The sequence below is a fragment of the Streptomyces sp. NPDC088116 genome (assembly GCF_044741745.1).
GTDB lineage: Bacteria > Actinomycetota > Actinomycetes > Streptomycetales > Streptomycetaceae > Streptomyces.
Map to the genome: position 1 here is coordinate 191118 of NZ_JBIUTF010000002.1, position 26355 is coordinate 217472.

28 protein-coding genes and 1 tRNA gene are annotated in these 26355 nt (G+C 70.7%); 19 read left to right on the forward strand and 10 right to left on the reverse strand.

Annotation, left to right across the window (positions count from 1 at the left end):
• Positions 1-5 precede the first annotated feature (5 nt).
• On the forward strand, positions 6-503 hold the full coding sequence (locus ACIOJD_RS07525; protein ID WP_401885265.1) for a DUF3830 family protein: 498 nt from the start codon (positions 6-8) through the stop codon (positions 501-503).
• A 124-nt stretch (positions 504-627) separates the two neighbouring features.
• On the opposite strand, the gene ACIOJD_RS07530 is transcribed toward ACIOJD_RS07525, so the two are convergent.
• Together ACIOJD_RS07530 and ACIOJD_RS07535 are read right to left on the reverse strand one after the other, a co-directional pair.
• Positions 628-2046, reverse strand: coding sequence for an amidase (locus tag ACIOJD_RS07530; protein WP_401909451.1), 1419 nt, complete (start codon positions 2044-2046; stop codon positions 628-630).
• A gap of 87 nt (positions 2047-2133) precedes the next feature.
• A complete protein-coding gene (locus ACIOJD_RS07535; protein ID WP_401909454.1) occupies positions 2134-3084 on the reverse strand; it encodes a D-2-hydroxyacid dehydrogenase in 951 nt (316 codons plus the stop codon).
• Positions 3085-3306: 222 nt separating this feature from the next.
• On the opposite strand from ACIOJD_RS07535, the gene ACIOJD_RS07540 reads away from it, so the two are divergent.
• The 4 genes from ACIOJD_RS07540 (at position 3307) to ACIOJD_RS07555 (ending at position 7920) form a co-directional block, all read left to right on the forward strand.
• Complete coding sequence (locus ACIOJD_RS07540; RefSeq protein ID WP_401909456.1) at positions 3307-4230, forward strand: decarboxylase; 924 nt, start codon at positions 3307-3309, stop codon at positions 4228-4230.
• Positions 4227-4946, forward strand: coding sequence for a decarboxylase (locus ACIOJD_RS07545; RefSeq protein WP_401885273.1), 720 nt, complete (start codon positions 4227-4229; stop codon positions 4944-4946). The genes ACIOJD_RS07540 and ACIOJD_RS07545 overlap by 4 nt, the downstream gene beginning before the upstream one ends.
• Positions 4947-5258: 312 nt before the next feature.
• Positions 5259-6350, forward strand: coding sequence for an LLM class flavin-dependent oxidoreductase (locus ACIOJD_RS07550; RefSeq protein ID WP_401911613.1), 1092 nt, complete (start codon positions 5259-5261; stop codon positions 6348-6350).
• Between the two features lie 130 nt (positions 6351-6480).
• Positions 6481-7920, forward strand: a complete 1440-nt coding sequence (locus ACIOJD_RS07555; RefSeq protein WP_401909458.1) for a WGR domain-containing protein — start codon at positions 6481-6483, stop codon at positions 7918-7920.
• Between the two features lie 93 nt (positions 7921-8013).
• Here ACIOJD_RS07555 and ACIOJD_RS07560 read toward each other — a convergent pair whose 3' ends face one another.
• Positions 8014-8556 carry a hypothetical protein gene (locus ACIOJD_RS07560; RefSeq protein ID WP_401909461.1) on the reverse strand — a complete coding sequence of 181 codons (543 nt, stop codon included), beginning with the start codon at positions 8554-8556 and terminating at the stop codon, positions 8014-8016.
• A 40-nt stretch (positions 8557-8596) separates the two neighbouring features.
• Positions 8597-8956 carry a helix-turn-helix domain-containing protein gene (locus ACIOJD_RS07565; protein ID WP_401911616.1) on the reverse strand — a complete coding sequence of 120 codons (360 nt, stop codon included), beginning with the start codon at positions 8954-8956 and terminating at the stop codon, positions 8597-8599.
• A gap of 634 nt (positions 8957-9590) precedes the next feature.
• On the opposite strand from ACIOJD_RS07565, the gene ACIOJD_RS07570 reads away from it, so the two are divergent.
• The 6 genes from ACIOJD_RS07570 to ACIOJD_RS07595 all read left to right on the forward strand — a co-directional run bounded on the left by ACIOJD_RS07570 (position 9591) and on the right by ACIOJD_RS07595 (position 12532).
• Positions 9591-10100, forward strand: coding sequence for a hypothetical protein (locus ACIOJD_RS07570; RefSeq protein ID WP_401909464.1), 510 nt, complete (start codon positions 9591-9593; stop codon positions 10098-10100).
• Entirely contained in the window at positions 10097-10300 is a 204-nt protein-coding gene (locus ACIOJD_RS07575) for a helix-turn-helix domain-containing protein (protein WP_401909466.1), read from the forward strand. Before ACIOJD_RS07570 ends, ACIOJD_RS07575 begins: the two co-directional genes overlap by 4 nt.
• A 411-nt stretch (positions 10301-10711) precedes the next feature.
• Complete coding sequence (locus tag ACIOJD_RS07580) at positions 10712-11047, forward strand: hypothetical protein (protein ID WP_401911619.1); 336 nt, start codon at positions 10712-10714, stop codon at positions 11045-11047.
• 56 nt (positions 11048-11103) lie between these two features.
• Complete coding sequence (locus tag ACIOJD_RS07585) at positions 11104-11709, forward strand: phage tail protein (protein ID WP_401885287.1); 606 nt, start codon at positions 11104-11106, stop codon at positions 11707-11709.
• 137 nt (positions 11710-11846) lie between these two features.
• Complete coding sequence (locus tag ACIOJD_RS07590) at positions 11847-12137, forward strand: hypothetical protein (RefSeq protein ID WP_401909469.1); 291 nt, start codon at positions 11847-11849, stop codon at positions 12135-12137.
• Between the two features lie 65 nt (positions 12138-12202).
• Complete coding sequence (locus ACIOJD_RS07595) at positions 12203-12532, forward strand: hypothetical protein (protein ID WP_401909472.1); 330 nt, start codon at positions 12203-12205, stop codon at positions 12530-12532.
• Between the two features lie 16 nt (positions 12533-12548).
• Here the strand turns inward: ACIOJD_RS07595 and ACIOJD_RS07600 are convergent, their stop codons facing one another.
• A complete protein-coding gene (locus ACIOJD_RS07600; protein ID WP_401909474.1) occupies positions 12549-12938 on the reverse strand; it encodes a DUF3592 domain-containing protein in 390 nt (129 codons plus the stop codon).
• 143 nt (positions 12939-13081) lie between these two features.
• On the opposite strand from ACIOJD_RS07600, the gene ACIOJD_RS07605 reads away from it, so the two are divergent.
• The 7 genes from ACIOJD_RS07605 (at position 13082) to ACIOJD_RS07635 (ending at position 19391) form a co-directional block, all read left to right on the forward strand.
• Entirely contained in the window at positions 13082-13690 is a 609-nt protein-coding gene (locus ACIOJD_RS07605) for a hypothetical protein (protein ID WP_401909476.1), read from the forward strand.
• 16 nt (positions 13691-13706) lie between these two features.
• Complete coding sequence (locus ACIOJD_RS07610) at positions 13707-14777, forward strand: hypothetical protein (RefSeq protein ID WP_401909479.1); 1071 nt, start codon at positions 13707-13709, stop codon at positions 14775-14777.
• An 8-nt stretch (positions 14778-14785) separates the two neighbouring features.
• Entirely contained in the window at positions 14786-15631 is an 846-nt protein-coding gene (locus ACIOJD_RS07615) for a hypothetical protein (RefSeq protein WP_401909481.1), read from the forward strand.
• Positions 15618-17987 (forward strand): hypothetical protein, encoded by a 2370-nt coding sequence (locus ACIOJD_RS07620; protein ID WP_401909484.1) that lies wholly within the window; start codon positions 15618-15620, stop codon positions 17985-17987. Before ACIOJD_RS07615 ends, ACIOJD_RS07620 begins: the two co-directional genes overlap by 14 nt.
• Positions 17984-18394: a PT domain-containing protein gene (locus tag ACIOJD_RS07625; protein ID WP_401909487.1), complete on the forward strand. Its 411-nt coding sequence runs from the start codon at positions 17984-17986 to the stop codon at positions 18392-18394. Before ACIOJD_RS07620 ends, ACIOJD_RS07625 begins: the two co-directional genes overlap by 4 nt.
• Before the next feature lie 39 nt (positions 18395-18433).
• Complete coding sequence (locus tag ACIOJD_RS07630; RefSeq protein ID WP_401909488.1) at positions 18434-19075, forward strand: hypothetical protein; 642 nt, start codon at positions 18434-18436, stop codon at positions 19073-19075.
• 61 nt (positions 19076-19136) lie between these two features.
• Positions 19137-19391, forward strand: coding sequence for a hypothetical protein (locus ACIOJD_RS07635; RefSeq protein WP_401909490.1), 255 nt, complete (start codon positions 19137-19139; stop codon positions 19389-19391).
• A gap of 76 nt (positions 19392-19467) precedes the next feature.
• Here ACIOJD_RS07635 and ACIOJD_RS07640 read toward each other — a convergent pair whose 3' ends face one another.
• The gene (locus ACIOJD_RS07640) at positions 19468-21465 is read right to left on the reverse strand and encodes a putative bifunctional diguanylate cyclase/phosphodiesterase (protein WP_401909491.1); all 1998 of its coding nucleotides are present in this window, start codon (positions 21463-21465) and stop codon (positions 19468-19470) included.
• A gap of 501 nt (positions 21466-21966) precedes the next feature.
• Between ACIOJD_RS07640 and ACIOJD_RS07645 the strand changes: the two genes are divergently transcribed.
• Positions 21967-23211, forward strand: a complete 1245-nt coding sequence (locus ACIOJD_RS07645) for a M6 family metalloprotease domain-containing protein (RefSeq protein ID WP_401909493.1) — start codon at positions 21967-21969, stop codon at positions 23209-23211.
• A gap of 102 nt (positions 23212-23313) precedes the next feature.
• On the opposite strand, the gene ACIOJD_RS07650 is transcribed toward ACIOJD_RS07645, so the two are convergent.
• From ACIOJD_RS07650 to ACIOJD_RS07665, 4 genes are all read right to left on the reverse strand, one after another.
• Positions 23314-23387: transfer RNA gene (locus tag ACIOJD_RS07650), tRNA-Lys, on the reverse strand.
• A gap of 85 nt (positions 23388-23472) precedes the next feature.
• Positions 23473-24261, reverse strand: coding sequence for a hypothetical protein (locus ACIOJD_RS07655; protein ID WP_401909495.1), 789 nt, complete (start codon positions 24259-24261; stop codon positions 23473-23475).
• 228 nt (positions 24262-24489) lie between these two features.
• A complete protein-coding gene (locus tag ACIOJD_RS07660; RefSeq protein WP_401909497.1) occupies positions 24490-24837 on the reverse strand; it encodes a hypothetical protein in 348 nt (115 codons plus the stop codon).
• A 167-nt stretch (positions 24838-25004) separates the two neighbouring features.
• Positions 25005-26342 carry an AAA domain-containing protein gene (locus tag ACIOJD_RS07665; RefSeq protein ID WP_401909500.1) on the reverse strand — a complete coding sequence of 446 codons (1338 nt, stop codon included), beginning with the start codon at positions 26340-26342 and terminating at the stop codon, positions 25005-25007.
• Positions 26343-26355: the final 13 nt, after the last annotated feature.

Consider the following 26355-nt stretch of genomic DNA (forward strand, 5'->3'; position numbering starts at 1 on the left):
AGGGCATGGCCGACCGATTTGTGACTGTGTCGCTGGACAAGCGCGGAGTGCGGTGCACCGCGAAACTGCTGGATGACCGGGCTCCGGTCACCTGCGCGGCGGTGTGGGAGGCGCTGCCGCTGGGTTCGGACGTGTATCACGCGAAGTACGCACGCAATGAGATCTACGCACTGTTTCCGGCCTTCGCGGCCGAGGAGCCGCCACTGGAAAATCCGACCGTGACCCCGATCCCCGGAGATCTGTGCTATTTCACTTTCTCCGACACGGAGCTGGGCACGTCGTCCTACGGCTATGACGAGAAGGCCGTACGCGGCCGCCGTACGGTCGTCGACCTCGCCCTCTTCTACGAGCGCAACAACCTGCTGATCAACGGGGACATGGGCTGGATCCCCGGCATCGTCTGGGGCTCGGTGGTCGAGGGCCTCGACGAGATGGCCGAGGCGTGCCAGGACCTGTGGCGGGCGGGCGCCGTCGGCGAGACGCTCAGCTTCCGGCGGGCGTAGGGAGACGTATCCGGGCGTCGCGCGCGGCGTAGTAAGGGTCCGTCGGCCCCGGGGGATTCGCCCCGGGGCCGACGGACCCGTTACGGCCATACGGCTCACCGCCATACGGCTCACCGCCATACGGTCAGCTCCCGGCCGGTGCCGGGATCCGTGCCGCGCCCGACTCGTACAGCGCGTGCGCCGCGCTCATCACCAGCGCGTCCTGATGCCGGGCGCCGACGATCTGGAGCCCGATGGGCAGCCCGTTCCCGTCCACCCCGCACGGCACGGTCGCGGCCGGCTGCTGCGTCAGATTGAACGGGTACGTGAACGGCGTCCACCCCGTCCAGCGATGGTGGCCCGAGCCCTTCGGCACCTCCATCCCCGCCTCGAACGCGGTGATCGGCAGCGTCGGCATAACCAGCAGGTCGTACGTGGCGTGGAAGTGGCCCAGGCGCCGCCCCAGCGCCATCCGCGCGTCCACCGCGGCCAGATAGTCCAGCGCGCTGGAGCGCTCACCGGCCTCGATGATCTCCCGCAGCCCCGGGTCGAGCAGCTCCCGCTGCTCCGGGCCGAACGGCTGCGCCACCCGTGCCGCACCGCTGAACCACAGGGTGTGGAAGGCCTCCACCGGATCCGGGACGTCCGGGTCGGCCTCCTCGATGTACGCCCCCAGCTCGGAGAGGCGGATCACCGCGCTCCGCACGGCCGAGGCCACCTCGGGGCGCACGGCGACCTGGCCGCCGAAGGAGGGGGAGTACGCGATCCGCAGCCCCCGGACCCCGTCCTCGCCCCCCGCCAGCGCTTCGGTGACGCCCGGCGCCGGGGCCAGCTCCGACCAGTCCCGCCAGTCGGCGCCGCTGATCACGTCCAGCAGCAGCGCGGCGTCCGCCACGTCCCGTGTCATGGGGCCGGCGTGCGCCAGCGTGCCGAAGGGGCTCGACGGGTACAGCGGGACCCGGCCGTACGTCGGTTTGATCCCGAAGATCCCGCAGAAGGAGGCCGGGATACGGACCGAGCCGCCGCCGTCCGTGCCGATCGACAGCGGGGCAGCGCCGAGTGCCACCGCCGCCGCACTGCCGCCGCTGGACCCGCCCGATGTCCGGGAGAAGTCGTACGGGTTACGGGTCACCCCGTTCAGCGGGGAGTCCGTCACGCCCTTCCAGCCGAACTCCGGCGTGGTCGTCTTGCCGACGAACACCGCGCCGTGCTCGCGCATCCGCGCCACGGCCGGCGCGTCCTCGTCCCAGGCGCCCTCGGCGGACACGGCCCGGGAACCGCGCAGGGTGGGGCCGCCGCGCTGGAGGAAGATGTCCTTCACCGAGACCGGGACGCCGTCGAGCAGCCCCCGGGGTTCTTTCCGGTGCCACCGCGCGGTCGACGCCTCCGCCTGGGCGAGCGCCTCTTCGGCGTCCACCCGTACGAAGGCGTTGACCAGCGGCTGGACCGTCTCGATCCGGTCCAGCACGGCGCGGGTCGCGTCGAGGGGCGAGAAATCGCCCTTTTCGTAACCGGACAGCAGTTGCCGTGCGGTCAGGTCCGTCAGGAACGTGTGATCTGCCATGTGATGATCTCGCTATCCGTCATGCGACAGTCATGCGATGAGCCATTGAGATGAGCCATGCGATCGGTCCTGTGATCGGGCATGCGATCAGTCGTTCATGGGGACGTACCCACGTTTCTTGTCCACCACGTTGGGCAGCGGCTTTCCGTCCGACCAGAGTTCGTACAGGTCGACGAATTGCGAGCCCAGCCGGTCGCGCCAGCCGACCGTGTCGCCGCTCATGTGCGGAGACACGATCAGGCCGGGGATGTCCCACAGCCGGCTCTCCGGATCCAGCGGCTCCTGGTCGAACACATCGAGCACCGCGCCCGCGATCCACCGCTTCGACACGGCGTCCATCAGGTCGTTCTCCACGACGAGTTGGCCCCGGCCCACATTGATGAAGCGCGCGGAAGGCTGCATCAGGCCGAAGAGCCGTGCGTCGAACATGTCGCGGGTGGCGTCGGTCAGCGGCGCCGCGCAGATCACCCAGTCGGCCCGGGTCAGCAGCCGGTCGAGCTGGTCGGGGCCGTGCACCCCGGGGCGTGCCGTACGGCCGGTGACGGCCACCGTCAGGCCCAGCGCCCGCAGTGTGGCGGCCACGGCCCGGCCGATCGGGCCGGCGCCCACCACGACCGCCCGGCTGCCCGCGACACTCAGCCCTTCGCGATGTCGCCAGCGGCGCTGACGCTGGAGTTCCAGAGTCCCGGGAAGGTCTTTCGCCATGGCGAGAATCAGCCCCGCGACATATTCGGCGATCGGTTCCTCGAAGATGCCGCGGGCGTTGGTGACGATCGTTTCGGATTCGACCAGCTCGGGGCAGAGCAGCCGGTCCACACCCGCGCTGGCGGTGTGCACCCAGCGGGGCCGCGGCCCGTCGCCGGGCCAGGCGTTCCGTACCGCGTCCGAGGTGAAGTCCCAGACCAGCAAGGCGTCCGCTAGGGGGAGTTGGGCCGCGAGGCTCTGCTCGTCGGCGTACCGGATGTCGGCGCGGCCCGTGAGCCGGCCGAGCCGTGGCGGAGGGTCTGCCTCCAGGACGAGAAGGATGGGTGCAGGCATGAGGAGAGGCCCTTCTGCCGGAGTGGATCTACCGGATCTGCCGGAGTGGATCTGCCGGACTGCCGATGCTATTCAGCCCGTCCGCGGCGCGAAATCTGCCGGTCCGGAAGTGTCGGGGGATTTCCCCCGGGAAAATTCCTTGCAACGTCGACCAGGGCGGATTGACCACGCTCGCATCTGGCTCCTACCGTCGTCAACAAGAGCTTTATAAGGGGGCCAGACATGCAAGTCTCCTTTCTGGGTGGACCACAGCCGCAGCGTGGTGTCGGCGTGGTCGCTCCGTTCGATTTCGCACTCGATCGCGAGCTATGGCGATGGGTGCCCGACGAAATCTCGCTGCGTGTGACCAGAACGCCTTATGTGCCGGTCGAGGTCTCTCTTGACCTCGCCCGGCTGGTCAGCGAGCACGAGACTCTGGGTGAGGCGGTGCGGGCGCTCGGCGCCTCCGAGCCCGAGGTCATCGCGTATGCCTGCACATCGGGCAGTTTCGTCGGCGGCGCGGCCGGGGAACGGGCGATGGTCGAGGCGATGACCCGGGCCGGCGAGGTGCCCTCGCTGACCACGTCGGGTGCCTTGGTCGAAGCGTTGCAGGAGCTGGGAGCCAGTCGAATCGCGCTGGTCACGCCCTATACGGAGTCGGTCACCCAGTCACTGGAGGAGTATCTGGGGGAAGTCGGGGTAACGGTCACGGGTCGCGCTTTTCTGGGGCTGACCCGGCACATCTGGAAGGTGCCGTACCGGTCGGTCGTGGACATGGCGCGGCAGGCCGTCGTCGGGGCGGCCGACGCGCTCTTCATCAGCTGTACGAATCTGCCGACGTACGACGCGATTCCGCAGCTGGAGGCCGAGCTGAGAATGCCGGTGCTGTCCGCCAACCAGGTGACGATGTGGGCGGCACTGCGCAGGATCGGCGCGCATGCCGTCGGCCCGTACCAGGCGCTGCTGCTCGACCAGCCCACCGGGCGGGAGGTGCCGCCGGTACTGCCGTCGGTGCTGCCGGGGCAGCTGAGTCCGCCGGACGAGCCGGTTCCGTCGGTGCAGGCACTGCCGCCAGTGGCTCCGGTCGGGCCCGCGGCGGGACACGTCCCGCCGGGGCAGCTCCTGCCGACGGAACCGTTGCCGGAAGACACGGAAGGATGGACATGACGACCGTCGGTTTCCTCTATCCCGGGCATTCCGCCGAGGATGACTACCCGCGCATCGAGATGCTCTTCGGCAGCGACATCAGGCTGCCCGTCGTCCACACCGATATCGGCGAGGACGCCCACCGCGTGGACGCGCTGCTCAAAATGGGCGCGGACGAGCGGCTGGCCGAGGGGGTGGAGGAGCTGCGGCTGGCCGGTGCCGAGTCCGTGGTCTGGGCCTGCACCAGCGGCAGCTTCGTGTACGGCTGGGAGGGCGCGCACGAGCAGACGCGCGCCCTGGCGGGTGCGGCCGGGCTGCCCGCGTCGAGTACGTCGTTCGCCTTCGCCCATGCCATCAGGGCGCTGGGGGCCGAGCGGGTCGCCGTCGCCGCCACCTATCCGGAGGATGTCACCGCGCACTTCACGGCCTTCCTCAAGGCGGCCGGGTTCCAGGTGGTCGCGGACCGGGCGAGCGGGATCATCACGGCGGCCGAGGTCGGGACCTGGGAATGGGACCAGGTACTGGCGCTGGCCCGCGCGGGTGACCATCCGGACGCGGAGGTCGTGCTGATGCCGGACACGGCCCTGCACACGGCGGCGTACCTGCCCGAACTGGAGGAGGCGCTCGGGAAACCGGTGCTCACGGCGAACCAGGTGACGGTGTGGGAAGGCCTGCGGCTGGCGGAGCGCCGGGCGTGGGCGCCGAAACTGGGCACGTTGTTCGCCGGCCGGGAGTGACGTCGCCGGTCGGGAACGTCGGACCGGGAACAACGGGCGCGTTCCGGGCCGGCTTTCCCCGGGAGAAGCCCACCCGGGGAAAGCCGGCCCGGGAGAAGCCGGCCCGGGAGAAGCCGGCCCGGGAGAAGCCGGCCCGGGAGAAGCCGGCCCGGGAGAAGCCGGCCCGGGAGAAGCCCGCCCGGGGCTGCCGGGAATAACCGGAGAGGCCCTCCTGTTGTCGCGTGGTCGAACGTACTTCACGCGCAGGAGGGTCAACCGGTGGACGACGAGAGCCGAGGAACGACGGACGCGGTCCGGGACGCTGGTACGGATGTGGACCCGGATACGCGCGCCGGTGCGGGTGACGGGATCCGGGGCACGGCGTACGGAACCGCGCCCGTACCCCTGTCCGTACTGGACCTGGTGACGGTGGGCAGCGGCTCCACCGCCACCACGTCCCTGCGGACCAGCGTCGAGATCGCGCGGCTCGCCGAGCGCAGGGGCTACCACCGGCACTGGGTCGCCGAGCACCACTCCATGCCCGGCGTCGCTTCGTCCTCCCCGGCCGTGATCCTCGCCCACCTGGCCGCCCACACCGAGCGCATCCGGCTCGGCTCGGGCGGTGTGATGCTGCCCAACCACGCGCCGCTGGTGATCGCCGAACAGTTCGGCACCCTGGAGGCGCTCGCCCCGGGCCGGGTCGACCTGGGGCTGGGCCGCGCGCCCGGTACCGACGGGGCGACGGCGGCGGCGCTGCGCCGTTCCGACCGGCTGAACGAGGGCGCCGACGACTTCCCGGAGCAGCTCGCCGAGCTGGTCCGCTTCCTGGACGACGACTTCCCGGACGGCCACCCGTACTCCCGTATCCACGCGGTCCCCGGACCGGTCCAGGGGCCCGCCGGGCGCCCGCCGGTCTGGCTGCTGGGGTCCTCGGGCTTCAGCGCGCGGCTGGCCGGCGTGCTCGGTCTGCCCTTCGCCTTCGCGCACCACTTCTCGGCGCAGAACACCGTCCCGGCGCTCGATCTCTACCGTCAGTCCTTCCGCCCCTCCGCGGTGCTGGACGCTCCCTACGCCCTGATCGGGGTCGCGGCGCTGGCCTGCGAGGACGAACGCGAGGCGCGCCGCCAGGTGCTGACCGGGGCCCTCTCGATGCTCCGCCTGCGCACCGGCCGCCCGGGTCTCGTCCCGACGCCGGAGGAGGCCGAGGCGTATCCGTACAGCCCGGCGGAGCGGGAGTTCGTGGACTCCTGGCTCACCAACATCGTCCATGGCACGCCGGACGCGGTACGGGACGGTCTCGACCGCCTCCAGAAGCGCACGGGGGCCGACGAGTTGATGATCACGGCCAACGCCCATGGCGCCGGGGCCCGGTTGCGCAGCTACGGGCTGATCGCGGACGCGTACGGTCTGCCTGATCCGAGCTGACCGGGCCTGACCTGGCCTTCCCTTCGGTACGAGGCGCGAACGGCCCGATTGTCAGTGCCGTCTTCTAGCGTGGTCGTCAGTTGGGCGCGGTGCACAGGGATGCCGCGCCCATCCCGGGGAGGGGTCTGCCATGCAGTGCGCCAAGACGTATCTGGAGTTGTCTCAGGACGGCGCCGGAGCGCACAAGTTCTACGAGGTGACCGTGGAGGGGACGGTCGTCTCGGTGCGCTACGGACGGATCGGCGCGGCCGGGCAGGCGCAGACCTCGACCTTCCCGACCGAGGCGAAGGCGCAGGCGGCGGCGTCGAAGAAGATCGGCGAGAAGATCCGCAAGGGGTATGCCCCGGCCATCCAGGGGCAGCGCCAGGCACGGGCGGTGACCCGCCGTCAGGCCACGTCCACGCCGTCCACGGCCCGCGCCGTGGCGCCGGTGCTGTGGCGGTTCCGCACCGGATCCGCGGCGTTCGGCATCCACATAGACGAGGACCGCTGCTGGGTGGGCAACCAGGCGGGCGATGTCTACACACTCAGCCACGGCGGTGATGTACTCGCCCGCTACTCCCTGCCCGACGGCGTCAAGTGCCTGGTCGCCGACGACTTCTGGATCTACGCGGGGTGTGACGACGGCAAGGTGTACGACCTGTCGTCGAAGCTGCCGTTCGCGGCGTACGACATCGCGGCGGAGGTCGACATCTTCTGGCTGGACATCCGCGAGGGCGTGCTGAACGTGTCGGACCGCGACGGCGGTCTGACGGTCATCGACCACGAGGACGAGCACCAGTGGGCCCGCAGGTCCGCGGGTGAACACGGCTGGATGGTGCGAGCGGACGACCGGGCCGTCTACCACGGGCACGGCCGGGGGGTGACGGCGTACGAACGGGGCGGGGCGCGGGAGCTGTGGCACACCCCGACGGACGGCGGGGTGCTGTTCGGCTGGCAGGAGGACGCGTCGGTGTACGCGGGAACGCACAAGCACGTCGTACAGCGCCTGTCGAAGACCACCGGCGCGGTCGAGTCGACGTACCGCTGCGACACCGCGGTCTACTCCTGCGCGACGGCGCCGGGCGGCCGCTATGTCTTCGCGGGCGACAGCGCCTCGTCGGTGTACTGCTTCGACGCGGACGGCACACGCCTGTGGAAGCTCGGTACGGGCGGCGGCTCGGCGCTGTCCATGCAGTACCGCGACGACAAGCTGTACATGGTCACCACGGACGGCTCCCTCGTCTGCGTCGACGCGAGCACCACCGCCGTCACGGCCGCCCAGCAGGGCACGGTCCCCGTGGCGATGGACGTCAAGCTGGCGGCGGCGATGCCCACCTACACCCCGGCGACGACGGTCCGGACCGTGGAGGCGGTCTCCTCGGCACCGGCCGGCGGGGTGGTCGTGGAGTGTGTCCAGGAAGGCGGCCGGATGCGCGTCCATGTCGTCTCGGACGGCTACGAGCCGTCGTGGAACGTCCAGTTCCCCCGAGGAATACGCGAGGTGGGCACCCGCTACGTGGTCGAGTCCCTGCACCCCACGACGTCCGGCTTCTACCGGGTGCGGGGCGAGATCAAGCGCCTGCTCTGACGTGATCGGCGAGCACCTCGCCCACGTGCTCGGCCCTGTCCGGCCGGTCTTCGCCGGGCCCGGGGAGGGGACGGCTCCGCGAGCCGTCGGGCCTCATCTCTCGTCGCCGCGCTCCCTCGCCGGGCGGGTCCGGTGCCGGGGGCGGTGGGGCATCAGGTCGCGTACGTTCGCCTCGCCCGCGCCCACGATCGGCAGTGGTTGGGACGAGGTGGCGGACGGTGCCGAGGGCGAGGGCGGCGGGGAGGGTGACGGGGAGGGGGAGGGGGAAGCTGAGCGGGAAGGCGCGGGCGTGGTGGACGACGGGGGCCGGGGCGGGGTGCGCGGGGCCGGGGGAGTGCCGTCGGGCGGTGGGTCCGGGAAGCGGATCAGCCTGCCCGGCGGGACGGGTAAGTGCTCCGTGTCGGGATGCCCCACGGCCCCGGCGCGGTGCGGGTCGGCCGCGTGGGCGTGTTCGTCCCAGCCCGTGCGGTACCAGCGCAGCCGGTCCCGTTCGACCTCCTCGTCGCTGAGGATGTGGACACCATCGACGCCCGCCTGCTGGACCTTGTGACCCAGTTCGATCAGCAGGGCCCCCAACAGCCTTGCCACGCCGTCCTGTTGGGAAGAAACGTCGGCGCCGCCCCCCTCGTTGTCCATTCGCGCACTCCCTCACGCCCCCCACAGGGCCGCCGATCCCCTAAGTGCCCTTCGACAGGAACTGTGTCGCCACCTTCACGAAAATCTCCCGCAGTTCCGGGGGCACTCCCATTTTCCGTGCCGCCTCCTGCGGAGTCAGCCACGGGGCGTCCTCCGCTGTGTCGGCCTGCTGCCGCGTGACGATCGGGAGGTCGTCCTCGGACAGCTTGCCGGACCGGATCAGCATGTCCCGCAGGGGCACCTCAAGTACCCCTGCCAGACGGCGCATTGTCTCCAGGTCGGGCATGCTCTGCCGTTGCAGCAGCCGGCTGACCGCCGCCCGGTGCACCCCCGCGTCGTCGGCGAGTTTCGATTTTCCGCCGCCGCGTGGGCTGTCGATGTCGTAACCCCGGCGGCGCATCAGTGACTCGACCCAGCCGGCGAACTCCTCCAGTCCGTCCGCACGGTTCCTGACGCCGTCGCTGCGGAAACCCGGGTCGTTGCGGGCGCCTGCCCACGAGCTTGAACCCATGTTGTCGCTCTCCCCTCATCGCGGGGGACAGCGTACCGATCGCGCGCGCACCCATAGGTGTGCGCGCTCGCGCGTTGTTGTGGGGATGCTGTGCGGCGCACAAGGGCCTGGCGAAAGGGGGAGCCGGACGATGCCCCGTCCCACGGGCGGTAGTCGCTTGCGCACGCGCTCGCACCGTGTAAGTCTGATCGCGCGTTCGCAATTGTCGAACAAATATTCCCATACACGGGGAGGGGTTGCACGTGCCTGCATCTACGACAGTGTCCTCAACCGCCTTGACCTTGGGTTTCTCTCATTCCGACGACGAGCTGGACTGGCGCAGGGAAGCTGCCTGCGCCCACCTGCCGCAGCACTCCGTATTCACCAGGATCCTTTCGGAGGCCGAACCGGTATTGCGCGCCTGCAATCACTGCCCCATCCGGAAGGAGTGCGAGGCGGTCGTCGACCCAGCGCGCACTTGGTTCGACGGCGTCAGTGGCGGGCGTTTGTGGCGTAACGGTCGCGAAGTGGGGAGGGCAGCGTGATGAGCGGAGGCAGCGCGCTGTGGATCGCCTCGCTGGTGCGGCGGTTTCCCGAACTCCTGACGGAACTCACTCCCAGCACCGGACGTGACCTGCGAGAACGCCGAGGGGGCGGGGTGACGGCCGGAACCGTCGCCCCGGCGCGGCTCTATGTCTCGGACGCCATCCGCGACATCACCGACGGGGTGGTGGAACTGGAGGAAGCGGTACGGGAACGGCTCGGCCTGCGCCGGGTCGCCCCCGCTCCGGTGCCCGTACGGCTCCGGCGGATCGCCGGCCTGCTGGAGCGGATCGGCGACCAGCCGGACCTGGCGGCGCACGTGGAGGACGAGACCCGCCGGATGGCCCGCCGTTGTGCGCGGGCGCTCGGCGACCCCGAGCAGCTGGTACGGGTCGCGGGCCGGTGCCCGGCCTGCGATTCCGTATCGCTGCGGGCCTTTCCGGAGCGGGCGACGGTGATGTGCGTGAACCCGGTCTGCCGCCACACACTGCGCGAGGAGGCCGCCTCATGAGCGCGACGCTGATCTCGGGCGACCTCGCGGCGGCGGAGGTGCAGGTGTCGGCCGCGACCATCCGCAAGTGGGTGCAGCTCGGGCACCTCCAGGCGGCGGGGCGGCAGGGAAGGCGCCTGCTCTACCGGCTGGAGGACGTGTTCGCGGCCGAGCGGGCGGTGCACCGCAAGGCCCGATCGGCCGGGAGCGAGAGCGGCTGAGAGCGCGGAGCGTGAGGGGGAGAGTGTGAGGCGGAGAGGGTCCCACCGGACACCGGTGGGACCCTCTCCCTGTGGTGTCCGGGGGAGCCCAGGGGGCGCCCGGGTGGCCTCAACTCCCCCGTACAACAGGTCGGTTGCGGGATTCGCGACCCTCGATCACACTTGAGGCAGCGGCAGAGCTGCGCCCCTTCCCAGGGGCGGCGGACCTGCCGCTTTGTGTTGCCCGGAATCCCCCTCCCGGGAGGGGCACGAGATCGCGACCGGGTCCGGCACATCCATCCCGCCCCTCAGAATCACTCGCCCCTCAGAACCACTCGCCCCTCAGAATCAGAAGGGAGCGTCCATGTGAGCGTCCTGAACTTTCCCGACGCGGAACGGCTCGTCGTCGACTTCCTCGAAGACCGGTCCGAAATGGCCGGCGTCACGGTCGACAACCGCCCGCCCGCCGGGTTCGACGGCACCCAGAAGGCCGTCCTGATCTCTCGCGTCGGCGGTGCGTGGGTCGATGACCTCCATGTGGACCAGCCGTTGCTGGACCTCGAGGTCTACGGCCCGGACAAGACCACGGCACACACCGTGGCCCTCGCCGCCCGCGCCTGTGTCCTGGAGCTGACCGGGACGCGATACGGCACGGCCGCCGTCACCGATGTCGCCGAGGCGGACGGGCCCCGCTGGCTGCCGGACTACAACCGCCCGGCCGGCAACCGCTACCTCGCCACCGTACGGCTGTCCATCCGGCCCGCGTAAACCGCGAGCCCTGCTTCTTCCCAACGCGATGCCCTACCCCTACATGAGGAGTTCACGTGGCTACTGGCCCCAACAGCAGCAAGGAAATCCGCGTCGCAGGCACCGGAAAGGTCCTGGTCGCGGCCCCGACGGGAGCCACCGGCGCACCCGCCGCCCCGATCGACACCACCGTGGCGTGGACCGGCTGGACCGAGCTCGGCTACACCACCACCGACGGCATCAAGCTCAGCAAGAAGGACAAGATCGACCAGGTGGACGGCTGGCAGTCGGTGAGCGCGCTGCGCTACATCTACTCCGACCGTGAGCTGACCGTGAAGTTCCAGCTCCTCCAGATCAACAAGAACACGCTGCCGTTCTTCATGGGCGGTGGCACCACGTCGCTGCTGGCGTCCCCGGCCGCGGCCGGTACCTACAAGTACGACCTCTCCGCCAACCCCAAGGCGGACGAGCGCCAGCTGGGCTTCGAGTTCACCGACAGCAACGGCTCCGGTGATGTGACGTACCGCTTCATCGTCCCGCGCGGTCAGGTCACCGAGACCGAGGAGATCTCGATGACCCGTACGGGCGCGATGAAGCTCGGTGTCACCTTCACGGCCTACGCGCAGGACGACACGACGCTGCCGCTGGCCACCTGGCTGATGAAGGACGCCGCGTACGCGTAAGCCCTGCCTCCCCCTCCCAGTTGAGGCAGTCCAGGTGCCCGGCGTGCCCCACGGGCGTACGCCGGGCACCGCCCCTCCCATCCCGCCCCCATCACTCGCATCCCCCCGCACCCCAACACGGCGAACAGGAGCCCGACATGGCCGGATTCAATGTCAACGCCGCCCGCGCCCAGCGCCTCGAAGCGCTCGGCCGGGCCTGGACCTTCGAGCTCGACGAGGACTCGTTCGAGCTGCCTACGGAACTCACCCGCACCACCGCGCGCAAGCTGCGCGACCTCGACGACAACGACGTCGACGGACTGCTCCGACTGCTCCTCGGCGAGCAGCAGTTCACGCGGTTCGAGCGGCACGACGTCACGATGCAGGACATCGGGGCGATCCTGGAGGCGTACGGCAAGGAGACCGGGCTCGGCCTGGGGGAAGACTGAGCCTCGGCGAGCTCGTCGAAGAGCACGCCGAGGCCCTTGAGGCGGACCTGCTCCGCCACTACGGCGTGGACCTGCTGGACTGGCACCGGGGCAGGCTGTCCTCCCGCCGGCTGTCGGTACTGGTCCAGCACCTCCCACGCGACAGCGCACTCGCGCGCCAACTCCACGGCGAGGCCGCCGACTGGTCGGTGACGGACTACCTGCTGGCGCATGCCGTCGACCAACTCCAGGAAGCCAACTGGATGTTCGCCACGGTCAACCGTGACGAGGACAGCGACACCCTTGACCATCCGGAGCCGGTCGTCCGTCCAGGGGATCCCGCCGGGGAGCGGGCCGTGCATGATCGGCCCGCCGCCTCGCCCAGTTCCGCGGAGATCGCGCGGTTCTTCGGGTGACGACGCGTCGAAAGGGTCAGAGATACGCGGCGGCGGTAGCCAGCAGAAGCACCGCCGCGACCGACGCGGTCACCCACGCGCCCACCCCGCGGCCGAGTTCCGTCTTCATCATCGCCTGACGAGGGTCCTTGGGGTCGTACACGACATCGGTCCTTCCGCCGACGGGGACGGGGGGGAATTTGTAATACGTGGTCTCGCAGGCGTGGGCGGTGCCGTCGACGACGAATCGCAACTGAAGACACACGTTCCCGTCGGAATTGCGACCGTGATTAATGCATTCGGCCCGGACGGTCACTCCTCGGCGTCTGAGATTTCCATCGCGCCAGATGAAGAGTAACGCGAAGGCCAGTGCCGGAATTCCCAATATCATGATTCCGGGAGAATAATCGCGCAGTGTTTCTAGCATGCCCCACCCCAGGTCGCCGGATCAGCGAGTAAATCCTCCGAACTCTAACGCTCCGCCGCCATTGAGGACAGAGCCGCAGGCGTGGCCCATGATCCTCGCGACCGTTTTGCAGATGTATGGCGGCAATGAGGGGTTCGTGCCCAATGGCTCCGAAGATCGTCATGGCTGCCCTGGGCGGGAGAGTGCGGCCCGGGGCGGCCGTCCTGGACCTCTATGTCACACCGGGAGAAATGGTGAGTGAACGAACGAACGAAGATGTCTATCAAAAGGTATTGGAAGTAAAGACTCTTCTGACGGAGAGGCAGAAGGCCTGCCTCACGAAAGATCAGTTCGACCGGGCAATCGAGAAGCTGCCCCAAGCGGCTACCGCTGCTCCGGCGGATCCTGCGGCGAGCAACCCCGGGCTCATTCAGCAGCTGGCTCCTCTGACCGGGGCCCCGGAGATCATCTCCAATATCATCAAGCAGCAGTGGGTGCCTCTCGGCTTGGCGGCCATAAGCCTGTTGGGCTTCAAATTCCTGAACTGGGATGTGATCGGAAAGCACCTGCTTTCCCGTGTAAACCTTCAGACCACACCGGGGAAAGCCACGGGAATCGGCCGCAAGCCGCGAGTGGATCCCGCACTCCAGGCGCCGGTCAGCAGCGTTGACGTGGACCGGTTGAAGGCCATGCGGAGTTCCTCGATCGCCCTGTCGCGATCCCTCAGCGATCTCACCAAAGAAGTGAGCCGAGCCGCGCAGCAGATCGCCTGACCCCTACGGAGTCCTCATGTCACTCGCGCGAAGTTCAACCACCGCGGCCGGATCCATAGCGCGTTTCCGGGGCGCTGTGTCCCAGGCATCAACGGCCGTACGTCAGCTTCAGACCTCGACCGCCGGCGCCAACCCCGCGTTGGACAAGATCCGTGCCGGGTCGGACAAGCTGAACACCTCGCTGGGCCGGCTCAAGACCTCGGCAACCGGCAGCGGAGGTGGGCTCGGCAAGATCAAGACGGGTGCCAGGGACGCCGACGGCTCCCTCGGCAAGGCCCGTACCGGCTCCGACAAGTTCAAGACATCCCTCGACAAGCTCAAGGGCTCCGCCGACAAGACCAAGAAGGCCCTCCAGGACGTCAAGAAGCAGTCCGACGCCGTGGAGAAGTCCGTCGGGAAGGCCGGCAAGAACGCCGACAAGGGCGGGAAGTCCATGGGCAGCCTCGGCAAGGGGCTCAAGGGCGCGTCCACCGCGCAGAAGGGGCTCAACCTCGCCATGGCGTCGAACCCGTTCGGGCTCGTCATGACGCTGCTTGCGCCGCTCATCGCCCAGTTCGTCAACATGGACAAGGTCGCGGCCCTGGTGAAGAAGGGGCTCACGGCCGCCTGGAGCGCGATCAGGAACTCTTCCTCGTCCGCCGCGAAGTTCATCGGGCCGCTGTTCAAGGGCGTCGTCAACGGCTTCCTGACCCCCACCCGCATGCTCGTCCGCGGGCTCAACGTCCTCATCGGCGGGCTCAACCACGTCAAGTTCAGCGTCCCCGACTGGGTGCCCGTCATCGGCGGCAAGGGCTTCGCCTTCAACCTCCCCAAGATCCCGGTGCCGCAGCTCGCCAAGGGCGGCATCGTCCAGGCCCGCGCGGGCGGCCGGCTCGCGCTCATCGGGGAGGGCGGCGAGTCCGAGGCCGTCATCCCGCTCTCCCGGCTGGAGAGCATGCTCGGCCACCACCCCGGCGGCGGCGCCGCGCTGCACCGGCTCGCCCAGGCCGTCGAGCGGCTCGCCGAACGGCCCGTACAGATCGATGTGGACTCCCAGACCATCGCCCGCGCCGTCCTCGTCGGACAGCGCAAGCTCGCCCGGAGGTGAGGCACCACATGGCCAGGAATCTGTGGATAGGCAAGCCAGGACTGCTGCGCGAGATCACCCAGGCGGCGAAGAGCTGGGACCGCAGCCCCGAACTGAACGTCACCGAGTTCAAGTCGCTGGAGGGGCAGATCACCACCGTCGCTCCGGCCCGTACCGCCCGCAGGCTCAAGTTCTCCTGGGACTGGCTGGAGCCGGCGGACGCCGACCATCTGACACGGCTCGCCCGGCGCGTCAACGGCCCGGGAATGCTCGGGCGCAATGTGTACGCGGGCGGCTCGGTCGTCGTACTCGACCCCGCCTCCGTCAACCTCCTCGACCCGTACCAGGCCGCCGGACAGAGCGGTGAGACGGCCGGCCTGGACCACTGGTTCACGGTGCAGGGGGCCATCACCATCAGCCCGTTCGTCGACGACGTCGTGCTCGGCAGCTGTGACGATCCGGCCACCCGGATCGGCTGGCGGCACCCGGTCTGGCCCGGCTGGCCGGTGATGCCGGGCATGCGGGTGTCCTGGCTGGTGCCGCCCGACTGGAACGCCGGGCTGTGCAGCGCCCAGCTGGACTGGAAGGACGTGGACGGCGGCTATCTGACCACCTCGTTCGCCAACGGCGTGACGGTCACCGGCACGGCTCCCGCCAACGCCGCCTTCGTCACCCCCGTCGCCGGACCCGGCGCCACCGGACTGACCGGGCTCGCCGGAGCCTGCCTCACCATCGGCGAGGACCCCGTGGCCCTGGCGCTCGGCGAGGGCTGCCCGGCCATGGCGGTCACCGGCTGCACCGACACGCCCGCGTCCCGTCTCCCGTACCGCAACGTCAGCATCGATCTCGTGGAGGTGACCGGTGCAGCCCTCTGACGAGCAGCTCGGAGCCGCGCTCGGCGCGCCCGAACGCACCCCCGTGCACTCGACCCGCCTCGGCGGAAAGGAAGTCGGCGACCAGGTCCAGTCCTGGAAGGTCGAGCGGGCCTACAACACCGACCTCCCCGAAGCCATGCGGGCCTTCAGCGGCAGCGCCTCGGCGCAGTTCGAGGCACTGCTCGCGGGAGCGGGCGGCCGGCCCGCCCCGCGCCAGTACTCCGCCTGGGCGGACCGCGCCACGGGCGACGCCGTACGCCCCGGACAGTCCGTCGTCCACGCCACCGGCGTCAACGGCCGTACGCTGCCCGCCTTCCGCGGCACCGTACGCTCCCGTACCGCCGCCTCCGGCAGCGACACCGTCACCGTCCAGGCCCTGGACGGCGCGGAGCGGCTGCGCGGACCGGCCTCGCTGCCCCGCCCCTACCACGGCGTCATGACCGGCCGGCGGATCGCCTCCGCACCCTGGTGCGTGGACGAACTGCTGCGCCAGGGCGGCATCCACAGCTGCCCGCCGCCCCGCGCGCCGCAGGCCGACACAGACGACACCGCCCCCTTCACCACGCTGTACGCCTCGCTGCACGGTGGCGTCAACTCCACCTACGGCCAGCCCGAGACCGTGCCCTGGAACGGCGACTACGACTGGATCCGCGAGGGCGCGCCCTTCGAGATGGCCCTGATGCCGAGGGCCGCCGGGCTGGCGGCCTCCTGGATGCCGCGCTCGCGGTTCGTCGTGCCGGGCAAGGTCTTCCTGCTCGAATGCTGGGTCAACACCGCGCTGGCCAGGGGAAGCAAGATCGAGATCAAGGCCGTGCTCGACCGCAGCGGCGGGGCGTACGGCTATCTGAGCGGGGTCGTCGACATCGCGGCGGGGACGTTCCAGATCTACTCCGGGACGCAAGGAGGCGCGGCCTGGTACTTCCAGTGGACAATCAGCAAGCTGGCGGCTCTCAGGGGCCGTTGGCACCTCGGCTTCCTGTGCGACACCAGGTCCACCGGGAGCGGCGTACTGCCGACCGTGACGCCCCTGCTGACCGGCCCCGACGGTTCGCATTTCGTCGGAACCCCGGGCGTCTACGTCGAGGCAGCGGCGAACCAGCCGCGCGCCGAACTCTTCCGCGTCGACCTGGTCACCGACATGGCGGTGGAATGCCTCCAGGTGACCGACCGCGTCTGGCCCGACATCCCCTCATACCCCCGCGACGAGTGGGAACAGAAGGGCAGGTGGACCAAGGGCGCGGTACTCGACGACGAGGCGCTGCCGATCTACAACATGCCCAAGGTGTCGGGTTCGCAGTGGGACGTGATCACCGAGCTCGCCCGCGTCAGCATGTCCACCGCCGAGTTCGACGAGCAGGGCGTCTTCCACTGGAGGGGCCCGTCGCGCTTCACCACGGTGCCGGCCGAGCCCGATCTCACCGTCACCACCCGCAGGGACATCGCCTCGCTCACCGTCAGCGAGGAGATCGACGCCTGCCGCAACCACTGCGAACAGCCGTACGTGGACTGGGGCGGCGTCAGAAACGAGAACGTGGCGGCCATGGACGACACGGTGATACGCAGGATCGGCCCGGCCGAGACGGTGGAGGTCTCCTACGCCGTCGCCGAGGAGGAGTTCGACATCGGCCCGCTGGTGGTCGCCGACGACTCGGTCGACAACAACGGGCACCGGGTGCGCTTCGGCTCCCTGGCGACCGGCGGTACGGCGGTCAAGGGCGCGGTCACGGTCAGCTGCCGCCGCGAGGGCCCCACGTACATCGCGCGCTTCACCAACACCGGGACCGCGCCCCTGTGGACCGTCACCAAGGACGGCAAGCCCTCGGTACGGATCGTCTCCCAGAAGGCGAGCGCCGATCCGAAACAGCGCCAGGTGGCCTGGTGGAACACGACCAGCCAGGGGTATTACGGCCGGCAGCAGTACACGGCCCCCGCCTCCGACTGGGTGCAGAACAGCATCGACGCCAGTGCTCTGGCCCAGGCCATGCTGAGCGCGGGACGCTACCCCGTACCCGTGCTGGGCGAGGTCGAGGTGCTGCACGATCCGCGCATTCAACTCGGCGACGCCGTACGGGTGGTGGACACGGCGGGGGCGCGGCTGGACACGCTCGCGTGGGTGGTCGGCATGCGTACGACCTACACCGCCGGAAGCGCGCCGCAGCAGACACTCACGCTGCGCGGCACGTCGTTCAACGGCGTGCCGAGGGACGTGGGGCTGACACCCGACGCGCCCCTCGACCCGCTGTACGGCACGCGTCGCACGTATGCGCAGGCCACGGCCCAGTACGGGACGCTCGCGGAGCTGCTGGCGGGCGAGGGCGACTACCGGACGCTGCTGAAGGCGAGGGTGACGCTGTGAGCGAGCGGTACGTGAGCGAGCGATATGTGAACGAGCAGTACGTGAACGAGCGGGCCCCGAGTGGGCAGGGGGCGTATCCGCCGGTGGATCCGCCCGCGGGATCTCCGGCGGAGGCTTCCGCGGAAGCACCGGCGGACGGCCCGGTGGGCGATCCGGCGAACAGCTCGGTACGAACACCACTGGACGCATCGACGGACGCACCGGCGGAAGGCCCGACGGATGCACCGACGGACGCACCGGCGGAAGGCCCGGCGGACGCACCGTCGGAAGGCCCGGCGGACGCACCGTCGGAAGGCCCCGAGCCGCCCCTGCCCCCGTCGTTGCCGGTACCGGTCGACAGCCCCGGCGCCGACGAGGGCGACGTGGGCACACGCCCGGGAACCCTCCCGCCCTCCACCGAAGGCTGAGAACCGTCCCCTTCTTCCTCACCACCAGGAGGTTTCGTCATGGCCCTGCTCACCAAGCTCGGCAACCTGCCCTACCCCCAGCCCACCGACGCCGCCGATGTCCCGCTCCACATCCAGTCCCTCGCCGAAGCCGTCGACGGCCGCACCGTCCTGCGCTTCGCCGACGTCGCCACCAGGGACACCAAGGTGACGGCCCCGGTCGCCGGCATGCTCGTCTGGCTCGCGAACCCCGGGCGCTACTTCCACTACACGGGGACCCAGTGGCACCCCATCGCGCCGGGCGCCGGGCACAAGGCCAACACCAGTACCGGCACGACCACTTCGACCGCCTACACCGAGACACTCACCGGTTCCACCGGCGACCTCGCGGCGGTCACCTTCACCGCGCCGCCCTCCGGTTCGGTCCTCGTCTCGGTGGGCGCGCGCATCAGCGGCAGCGCGGCCGTGGCCTGTCTGATGTCCGCGAACATCCGTACCGGTACGACGCTCACCCTGGCCGCGGCCGATGTCCGCGCGGCGATCGTCAGCGGTACGAACCAGTGCTCCGCGTCCACCCAGTTCCAGGTCGGCGGGCTCACGGTCGGCGCCGTCTGCACCGCGACCGCCGCCCACAAGTCGGCCGCCACCACCAACACCGCGACCTTCACCAACCGTTTCGTGACCGTGACTCCACTGACCTGACCGGTTACCTGACCGCTGAACTGACCGCACGGAAAGACCGTGGCCGAGGAGGGGGGCCCGCGTGACCCAGTCCGAATCCGAGTCCATCGCCCGGGAGCTGGAGCGGCTGCACCGCTCCGTCGACGTCGGATTCGCCACCACCCGGGGCGACTTGGCGCTGCTGCTCCAGCGCGTCGACCAGAGTGACAAGGCGCTCGGGGAGCACGAGGAACGCCTCGACGCGCTGGAGCGCACGCGCTGGCCGCTGCCGTCGCTGGCAGCGGTGATCTCGTGCGCCGCGCTGGCGCTCACCCTCTGGCAGTCCTCGGCGAGGTGAGACGGGCAGGAGGCGCGGCGATACGTGTGACGGGAACGGCGGAGTAAGACGGGTGACGGGGGACGGGTACGGCGAGTCAGGCGTCCGGCGGGGTGGCCGCGATCATTTCCGCGATCCGCTCCGGCGCCACCGGCCGCGAGAACAGCCAGCCCTGCCCCGTGTCACAACCGATCCGCTGCAACCGCGCCGCCTGCCCCGAGGTCTCCACGCACTCCGCGGTGACCGTCAGCCCCAGCCGGTGCGCGAGCTGCACCAGCGCCTCGACGATCGTCTCGTCGGCCGGGCTCGGGTGGACCCCCTCGTCGTACCGGAAACCGTGGACGAACGAACCGTCCAGCTTGAGGACCGAGACCGGCAGCCTGCTGAGATACGCGAGGTTCGAGTAGCCGGTCCCGAAGTCGTCGATGGCGATCCGTACGCCCATGTCGCTCAGCGCCTGGAGAGCCTGGAGGGGCCGGCCCGCCGAGCCCATCACCGCGGACTCCGTCAGCTCCAGTTGCAGCAGGTACGGCGCGAGCCCGGTCTCGGCGAGGATCTCGGCGACGTCCGCGACCAGATCGGAGTCCCAGACCTGCCGTACGGCGACATTGACGCTCACGAAGAGCGGTGCGGCGCGCGGGTGGTCGCGCTGCCACTGCCTGGCCTGGCGGCAGGCCGTCCGCAGGGCCCACCGGCCGAGCTGGACGATCGAACCGTCCTCCTCGGCGATCCCGATGAACCGATTCGGCGCGAGCGTGCCGAACTGCGGGTGATTCCAGCGCACCAGCGCCTCCACCCCCCGTACGACTCCGTCGGCCATCCCCACCAGGGGCTGGTACTGGAGTACGAACTCCTCCCGCTCGACGGCCGGCCGCAGGGTCGAGGCGAGCGCCTGCCGAGTCATCCGGTGCGCGTTGCGCTCCGGGTCGAAGAGCGTCCAGCGGGCCTTCCCGTCGGCCTTCGCCCAGTACAGCGTCGTGTCGGCGGCCTGCATCAGCCCGGTCGGGGTGGTGCCCTCGGCCGCCCGCTCCACGACCCCGATCGAGGCCGAGACCGCGAGCCGCTGCCCCGCGAGGTCGAAGGGGCGCTGGAGCGCGGTGAGCACGGAGCGGGCGAGGCCGACGAGCTGCTCCGTGCCGGTCGAGTCCTCGACCAGGATCGCGAACTCGTCGCCACCGAGCCGGGCGACCAGATGGCCGCCGCTGCGCGTGTAGCCGTCGTGGTCGGCGCACTCGGTGAGCCGGGTCGCGACAGCGGCGAGCAGCCGGTCGCCGGTGCGGTGGCCGAGTGTGTCGTTGACGGCCTTGAAACCGTCGAGATCGAGGTAGCAGAGACCGATCCGCCCTGTTCCGCCATTCCCGTACGACCGCGGATCCAGGTCGTACGACGAGGTCTCCAGCGCCGAGGCGAGCCGCTCGAAGAACAGGGTGCGGTTGGGCAGCCGGGTCACCGGATCGTGCATCTGGAGGTGGCGCAGCCGGGCCTGGAGTTCGCGCTGGTCGCTGATGTCCGCGACCGACAGGAGCGCGCCGCCGCTCTCCGGCAGCCGCGAGACGGTGACCTCCGCCCAGAGGGTGCGCCCGTCGGCGTGCTTGAGGCGGCGGGTGCAGCGGAAGCGGGAGCTGCGGTGGTCGAGCACCTCGCGATAGGAGTGCCAGGTGCGGCTGTCCGAGGTGAGGTCGACGAGATCGGCCGCGTCCTGATCGAACAGCGCGGCGGGCTCGGTGCCGAGAAGGGTGGCGAGCGTGTGGTTGGCGCTGACGATGGCGCCCTCGTGGTCGAGGACGGCCATGGCGAGCTGGGCGATCTGGAACGCGGCCCGGTAGTCGCGCGGCTCGGCGTCGAGGGCTCGGGAAGCGGCTCCGGCGACGGGCCCCGCGGCTCCGGCGGCAGGCCCGGCGGCTCCGGCGTCGGTGGTGTGCGTGGCGGCATCCGTGATGCCGACGGATCCGCTGATGGTATGACGCTCCGCGACCGAAGGGGTCGGAGAGGGCAGAGGTGCCGGTGGGATCAGGGGGGCCGACAGGGCCGGAGACTGTACGGTGCGGGGCGCCGCGACTGCCCCAGGGTGCGGCCTTTCGGAGGTTCCGCTCACGGCTCGCTCCCGCGGTGCAGTCGTGTCGTACAGGGTCGTACAGGGTGGTCGGAACGGTCGGCCAGAGAAAGTGTGCCGATCATAGAGGCAGGCCGGGCGGCCATTCCAGCTCCTCCGCCCCGAACCGGGGCGCGACCGTCGCGGGCAGCCCTCGCACGATCGTTTCTGCGCGTATGTGGCCCCGGATGGCCCTGTCGCGATCGGTGGTGACTTTCCGTCATTCACCGGGGTGTCGGGCCGGCATCGCGCCCGCCCGGAGCCTCATCGAGCCGTCGCCGGGCCCCCATAGAGCGGTCGCCGGGCCCTCATCGAGCGGTCTCCGGGCCTCTCGTCGGGCCCTGGCCGGGCTCTCGTCGGGCTCCTGCCGAGCGTGCGTCAAAGCCTTCTCCGGCTCGGCGCGTTGTCGGGCGCCTCACTCGTGTGGGGCACCGGAACAGGGCGTATCACCCAAAAACCGCACAGGGTGGGTGAGGTGTCCCCTTTCCGTAGCCGGAGGTCGATGTGGAGCGTCCGCAGCCGTCCGGGGTAGTGGAACGGCCCCTGCTGCGCAGGACCGCGGCCGCCTTCACCTCCCTCATGGCGCTCGCCGCCACGTCACTGGTGGCCGGGCACGGCGCGGAAGCGACCTCCGAGGGGCCCTGCGCCCTGCCCCGCACCCCGGCGCACCACTCCCTCGGCCTCGACACCTGGAACCGCGCTTATCCGCGCCCCAACCGCTCCCTCGACGCGGTCATGATCTTCCTGTCCTTCCCGGACTCCGTGCCGCGGACCGGCCCGGCCGAGCTGGCGGCCGATCATTTCCCGGCCACCAGCCGCTTCTACGAGAAGGCCTCGTACGGGAAGTTCACCCTGCGCGCGCACCCCGAACTCCGGTGGCTCCCGATGCCGCGCACCTCCACCTCGTACGGGATACGGCGCGACTGGGATCCCGCGCGGCGCACGGCCTACCTGCGGGACGCGCTGGCCGCCGCCGATCCGCTGGTCGACTTCTCCCGCTACGACGTCGTCTATCTGGTCGCCGACCCGGACGCCCCGGGCGTCGACTCCGACGCCACCAAGGTGGTGAACTTCGAGCGGCCGATGAGGGCGGACGGTACGGACATCAAACGCATCGTCACCGTCTTCGAACAGCACCCGCCCGACCGCAATGTGCTGGCCCACGAGACCGGGCACGTCTTCGACCTGGCCGACCTCTACCACCGGCCCATGGACGGCAAGGGCGACTGGGACACCTACGTCGGCGACTGGGACGTGATGGGCAGTCAGTTCGGGATGGCGCCCGATCTCTTCGGCTGGCACAAATGGAAGCTGGGCTGGCTGGACCGGCGTCAGGTGCGCTGTGTGGAGCCGTCGGGCACGAGTCTGCTCACGCTGGAGCCGATCGCCGCCGCCCCGGCCGTCGGCGGCCGTACGGGCACGAGGCTCGCGGTCGTCAGGACCGGCGCGGACACCGCGCTGGCCATCGAGGCGCGCTCAGCGACCGGCAACGACCGGCACACCTGTACCGAGGGCGTGCTGATCTACCGGGTGCGGGGCGGGACCGAGTCCGGCGGCGGCCCGGTCGAGGTGGTGGACACCCATCCGCGCAGCCAGGCCTGCTGGGACCGGTCGGTGTACCCGCCGCTGGCCGACGCCCCGCTGGGGGTCGGCGAGACCTTCACGGTGCCGGGGGAGCGGACGAGGGTGGAGGTCGCGGACCGGACACCCACGGGCGCCTGGACGGTCAAGATCACCCCGTCCGTGTGACGCATGTGACGCACGTGACGCGCGGAACGTGCGGTGTGAACGTGTCGTGTGAGGAGAAAACGAAGGAGCCCCTCGCTCTCGCGAGGGGCTCCTTCGTGTCTGTGCGCCGCCAGGGACTCGAACCCCGGACCCGCTGATTAAGAGTCAGCTGCTCTAACCAACTGAGCTAGCGGCGCCTGCTGACGTCGTAGACCTTAGCACCCGGATCGGCACGGAGAAAAATCGATGTCCGGAGGCCGGATCCGGGGGTGTTTCAGGTGGTCAGGGGCTCAGCTGCGGCAGCCGGGGCAGGGCCGCCGCCGTCCCCACGGCGGCCGCGCCGACCGGTGCGGCCGCGCGGGAGCGCCCCTCACTCCGGGACCGGCTCCCGGCCGGGGGCAGGGGTCCGTCGTGCGGTCGTCCGGCGTGGGACAGGGGTCCGTCGTGCGGTCGGGCCGCGGCCTGGGCTCGGGCTTCGGCGCGGGCCGCTCGTACGCAGGCCCAGAGCAGGACGTCCGGGCCGGGCAGCCAGGGGTGGCGGGTGTCGGGAGCGACCACCCAGCGCGGCCCCGACGGGGCGCCGGGCTTCAGCGGCGGTACGGTCACGGCGTCGCCGGCGCCGTGACAGAGCAGTGGCGGCAGGGCCGCGCCCCGCCCGTCGGGTCCCGGGTCGCCCCACTCCTCCCAGGACAGCAGGGACGGCAGCCGCTGGGCGGTGCCGGGCGCGGCGAAGAGCAGCGTACGGCCGCGGTGGGCGGCGACCGGGCCGGAGCCGGGCCCCTCGGACCACAGCCGGTTCAGCATGCGCCTGCCGAATATCGCGGGGGCGCTCACCACATCGAAGACGGAACCGCAGGGCAGGACGCCGGGTGCGGTCGGGCGGGTGGCCCAGTGCGAGAGCGTGGAGCGGGGATACGGTCCCGCGGAGGCCAGCCAGTCCGCGCCGGCCGGGGTGACCCGTGCGGTGTGGTGGCGGCCCTCGTCGCGCGGGAGGCCGAAGATGTCGGTGCGGCGTTCGTTGTCGCTCGTTCCGGGGCTCAGCGTGGATTCGTCTCGTAACCATGCGCTCATGACCGTCAGGTCTACCGGGAGTCACCCTCCCACTCCCGAGAGTTCCCGGAAATCGGGACAGGACAGGCGAGGAGGAGTACCCTCCCTCCGGCATATGCCATGCGGGTGGAGACGGCGGGCATACCTGACGCACACCCGCCGCGCACTGCTACGCCGCGCGCCGGCGCGTGCGCGGGAGAGCACGGTGCCGGAACCATGCCCCGGCAAGATCGGCCGGACAGGACCTGGCTACTGGCTCGCCAGGCCGTTGCCGTACAGCAGGTCCCGCCCGAACTCGACCATCTTCTTCGCATAGTCCTCGGTCCACTCCGCGCGCCGTGCGATGTCCGCCGTCGTCAGCCGGTCGAACCGGCGCGGATCGGCGAGCTGGGCGGCGGCGATCGCCTGGAACTCGACGGCCCGGTCGGTGGCCGCGCGGAACGCGAGGGTCAGTTCCGTTGCCCTGCCCAGCAGTTCCGCGGGGTCTTCGAGGGATTCGAGGTCGAAGAAGTGCTCGGGGTCGGAGGCCGCCTCCGCGGGCTCGAAGAGCAGCGGCGCGGGCCGTAGCCGCCGCTCGCTCCGCTGGGGATCCGGCATCTGATTCCTCCTGCTCGTGCGTGTACGGGCCTCTCGGGCCACCGTCCATTGTCCCGCTCGACGCAAGTGCGCCTCCGGGGGCGTGCGAGGCCCCGCGTGCGCCGGGACGTCAGCGGCGCACGCGCGCCGTCCGCGGGCACAGCGGTCGAACCACCGCGTCCCCGGGCTCATGGCCGCCAGGAGACACGGTGGTTCGACCACTGTGCCCAGGTGGACTGCATCGCCTCCCAGCCGTCCGGGAACTTCACGGTCACCCCCAGCTGCACCGGCTCCGTCGACGGATGCTCGTCCAGCAGCTCCGCGACACCAGCGCGGCACACCACGACGCAGGCGTGCCGGTGCCGGGAGGCCAGGACGCACAGCCGGCCCGTCTCCAGATGGAAGGCCGTCGCGTCCGGCCGGCCGGAGAGCGGGTGGAGCACCACCGTGACATCGAACTCACGTCCCTGGAGGCGGTTCGCGGTGTCCACGGCGACCCCGCTCACGCCCAGCTCCGCGAGGGCCGCGCGGACCGCCGCCGCCTGGTCGCGGTGCGCGGTGCCGACCGCGACCCGGTCGGCCGTCACCGGCACCGGGTCCGGCGCACGCTCGCTGGTCGCCGCGCCCCCTCGGTCCAGCAGCCGCCGGACGACCAGGGCCACGGCCCGTACCGCCTCCGGGTCCGTACGGGGCGTACGCCGCGCGGGCAGCTCCAGCAGTCCCCAGCCCGACGCGGCCGCCTCGTCCAGCACCCGGTCGGGCCCCGAACCGTCGGACGGCGTCCCGAACGCGAGCCGCCGGTCGCCGTGGTCCGTGCCGCTGCGGAACGGGGTGTACGGATAGAACGCGTCCGACACCAGCGGCGCGGCGGACGCCGGCAGCCGCCAGGAGACCGGCAGCCGGTGCTGGGGCAGCTCGGGGTTGTGCGCGAGGAGCGTGGAGACCGCGCTCGCGGACGGGTCGTACGACAGCCCCGCCCACTGGTCGGCGCCCACCACGCTGAACGGGTCCAGCTGGCCGGGGTCGCCGACGAACAGCGCGTGCTCGAAGAGTCCGGCGACGGCGAGCAGGGCGTCCGAGCGCATCTGGTACGCCTCGTCGACGATGGCATGCCGCCAGGGCTCGACGCCCTGCACATGCGCCCACTTCGCGGCCGTGGAGATGACGACGTCGAGTCCCGCCAGGTCCGCGGCCTTCGCCGACTTGCGGACGTTCGGCAGCTCGTCCAGCGCCTTGTCGTACGGATCGGGGTCATTGCTGTGCAGCCGGCCGACGGGCAGCTCCGGCTCCTTCTCGGCGAGCCGGGCGACCAGGTCGTCCACCTGCGCGTTGGTCTGCGCGACGACCATCAACGGGCGCCCGGCCGCGGCCAGTTCCCGGGCGGCCCGGACGACGAGTGTCGACTTGCCCGCCCCGGGCGGCGAGTCCACCACGACGCCCCGGTGGGCGCCGTGGAGCGTGTCGCGCAGGATCGCGTCGGTGGCGCGGGTGGCGGCGGCGCCGGGGTCGAAGGCGGGTCGGTTCATCGGACGGCTCCGG

Coding starts and splice junctions, on each gene's coding strand:
- ACIOJD_RS07655 (WP_401909495.1), bottom strand. CDS start 24,261: ATGAGCGCATGGTTACGAGACGAATCCACGCTGAGCCCCGGAACGAGC.
- ACIOJD_RS07570 (WP_401909464.1), top strand. CDS start 9,591: ATGAGCGGAGGCAGCGCGCTGTGGATCGCCTCGCTGGTGCGGCGGTTT.
- ACIOJD_RS07540 (WP_401909456.1), top strand. CDS start 3,307: ATGCAAGTCTCCTTTCTGGGTGGACCACAGCCGCAGCGTGGTGTCGGC.
- ACIOJD_RS07530 (WP_401909451.1), bottom strand. CDS start 2,046: ATGGCAGATCACACGTTCCTGACGGACCTGACCGCACGGCAACTGCTG.
- ACIOJD_RS07630 (WP_401909488.1), top strand. CDS start 18,434: ATGGCCCTGCTCACCAAGCTCGGCAACCTGCCCTACCCCCAGCCCACC.
- ACIOJD_RS07560 (WP_401909461.1), bottom strand. CDS start 8,556: ATGGACAACGAGGGGGGCGGCGCCGACGTTTCTTCCCAACAGGACGGC.
- ACIOJD_RS07575 (WP_401909466.1), top strand. CDS start 10,097: ATGAGCGCGACGCTGATCTCGGGCGACCTCGCGGCGGCGGAGGTGCAG.
- ACIOJD_RS07565 (WP_401911616.1), bottom strand. CDS start 8,956: ATGCGCCGCCGGGGTTACGACATCGACAGCCCACGCGGCGGCGGAAAA.
- ACIOJD_RS07615 (WP_401909481.1), top strand. CDS start 14,786: ATGGCCAGGAATCTGTGGATAGGCAAGCCAGGACTGCTGCGCGAGATC.
- ACIOJD_RS07600 (WP_401909474.1), bottom strand. CDS start 12,938: ATGCTAGAAACACTGCGCGATTATTCTCCCGGAATCATGATATTGGGA.
- ACIOJD_RS07610 (WP_401909479.1), top strand. CDS start 13,707: ATGTCACTCGCGCGAAGTTCAACCACCGCGGCCGGATCCATAGCGCGT.
- ACIOJD_RS07545 (WP_401885273.1), top strand. CDS start 4,227: ATGACGACCGTCGGTTTCCTCTATCCCGGGCATTCCGCCGAGGATGAC.
- ACIOJD_RS07525 (WP_401885265.1), top strand. CDS start 6: ATGGCCGACCGATTTGTGACTGTGTCGCTGGACAAGCGCGGAGTGCGG.
- ACIOJD_RS07660 (WP_401909497.1), bottom strand. CDS start 24,837: ATGCCGGATCCCCAGCGGAGCGAGCGGCGGCTACGGCCCGCGCCGCTG.
- ACIOJD_RS07665 (WP_401909500.1), bottom strand. CDS start 26,342: ATGAACCGACCCGCCTTCGACCCCGGCGCCGCCGCCACCCGCGCCACC.
- ACIOJD_RS07580 (WP_401911619.1), top strand. CDS start 10,712: ATGGCCGGCGTCACGGTCGACAACCGCCCGCCCGCCGGGTTCGACGGC.
- ACIOJD_RS07535 (WP_401909454.1), bottom strand. CDS start 3,084: ATGCCTGCACCCATCCTTCTCGTCCTGGAGGCAGACCCTCCGCCACGG.
- ACIOJD_RS07590 (WP_401909469.1), top strand. CDS start 11,847: ATGGCCGGATTCAATGTCAACGCCGCCCGCGCCCAGCGCCTCGAAGCG.
- ACIOJD_RS07605 (WP_401909476.1), top strand. CDS start 13,082: ATGGCTCCGAAGATCGTCATGGCTGCCCTGGGCGGGAGAGTGCGGCCC.
- ACIOJD_RS07555 (WP_401909458.1), top strand. CDS start 6,481: ATGCAGTGCGCCAAGACGTATCTGGAGTTGTCTCAGGACGGCGCCGGA.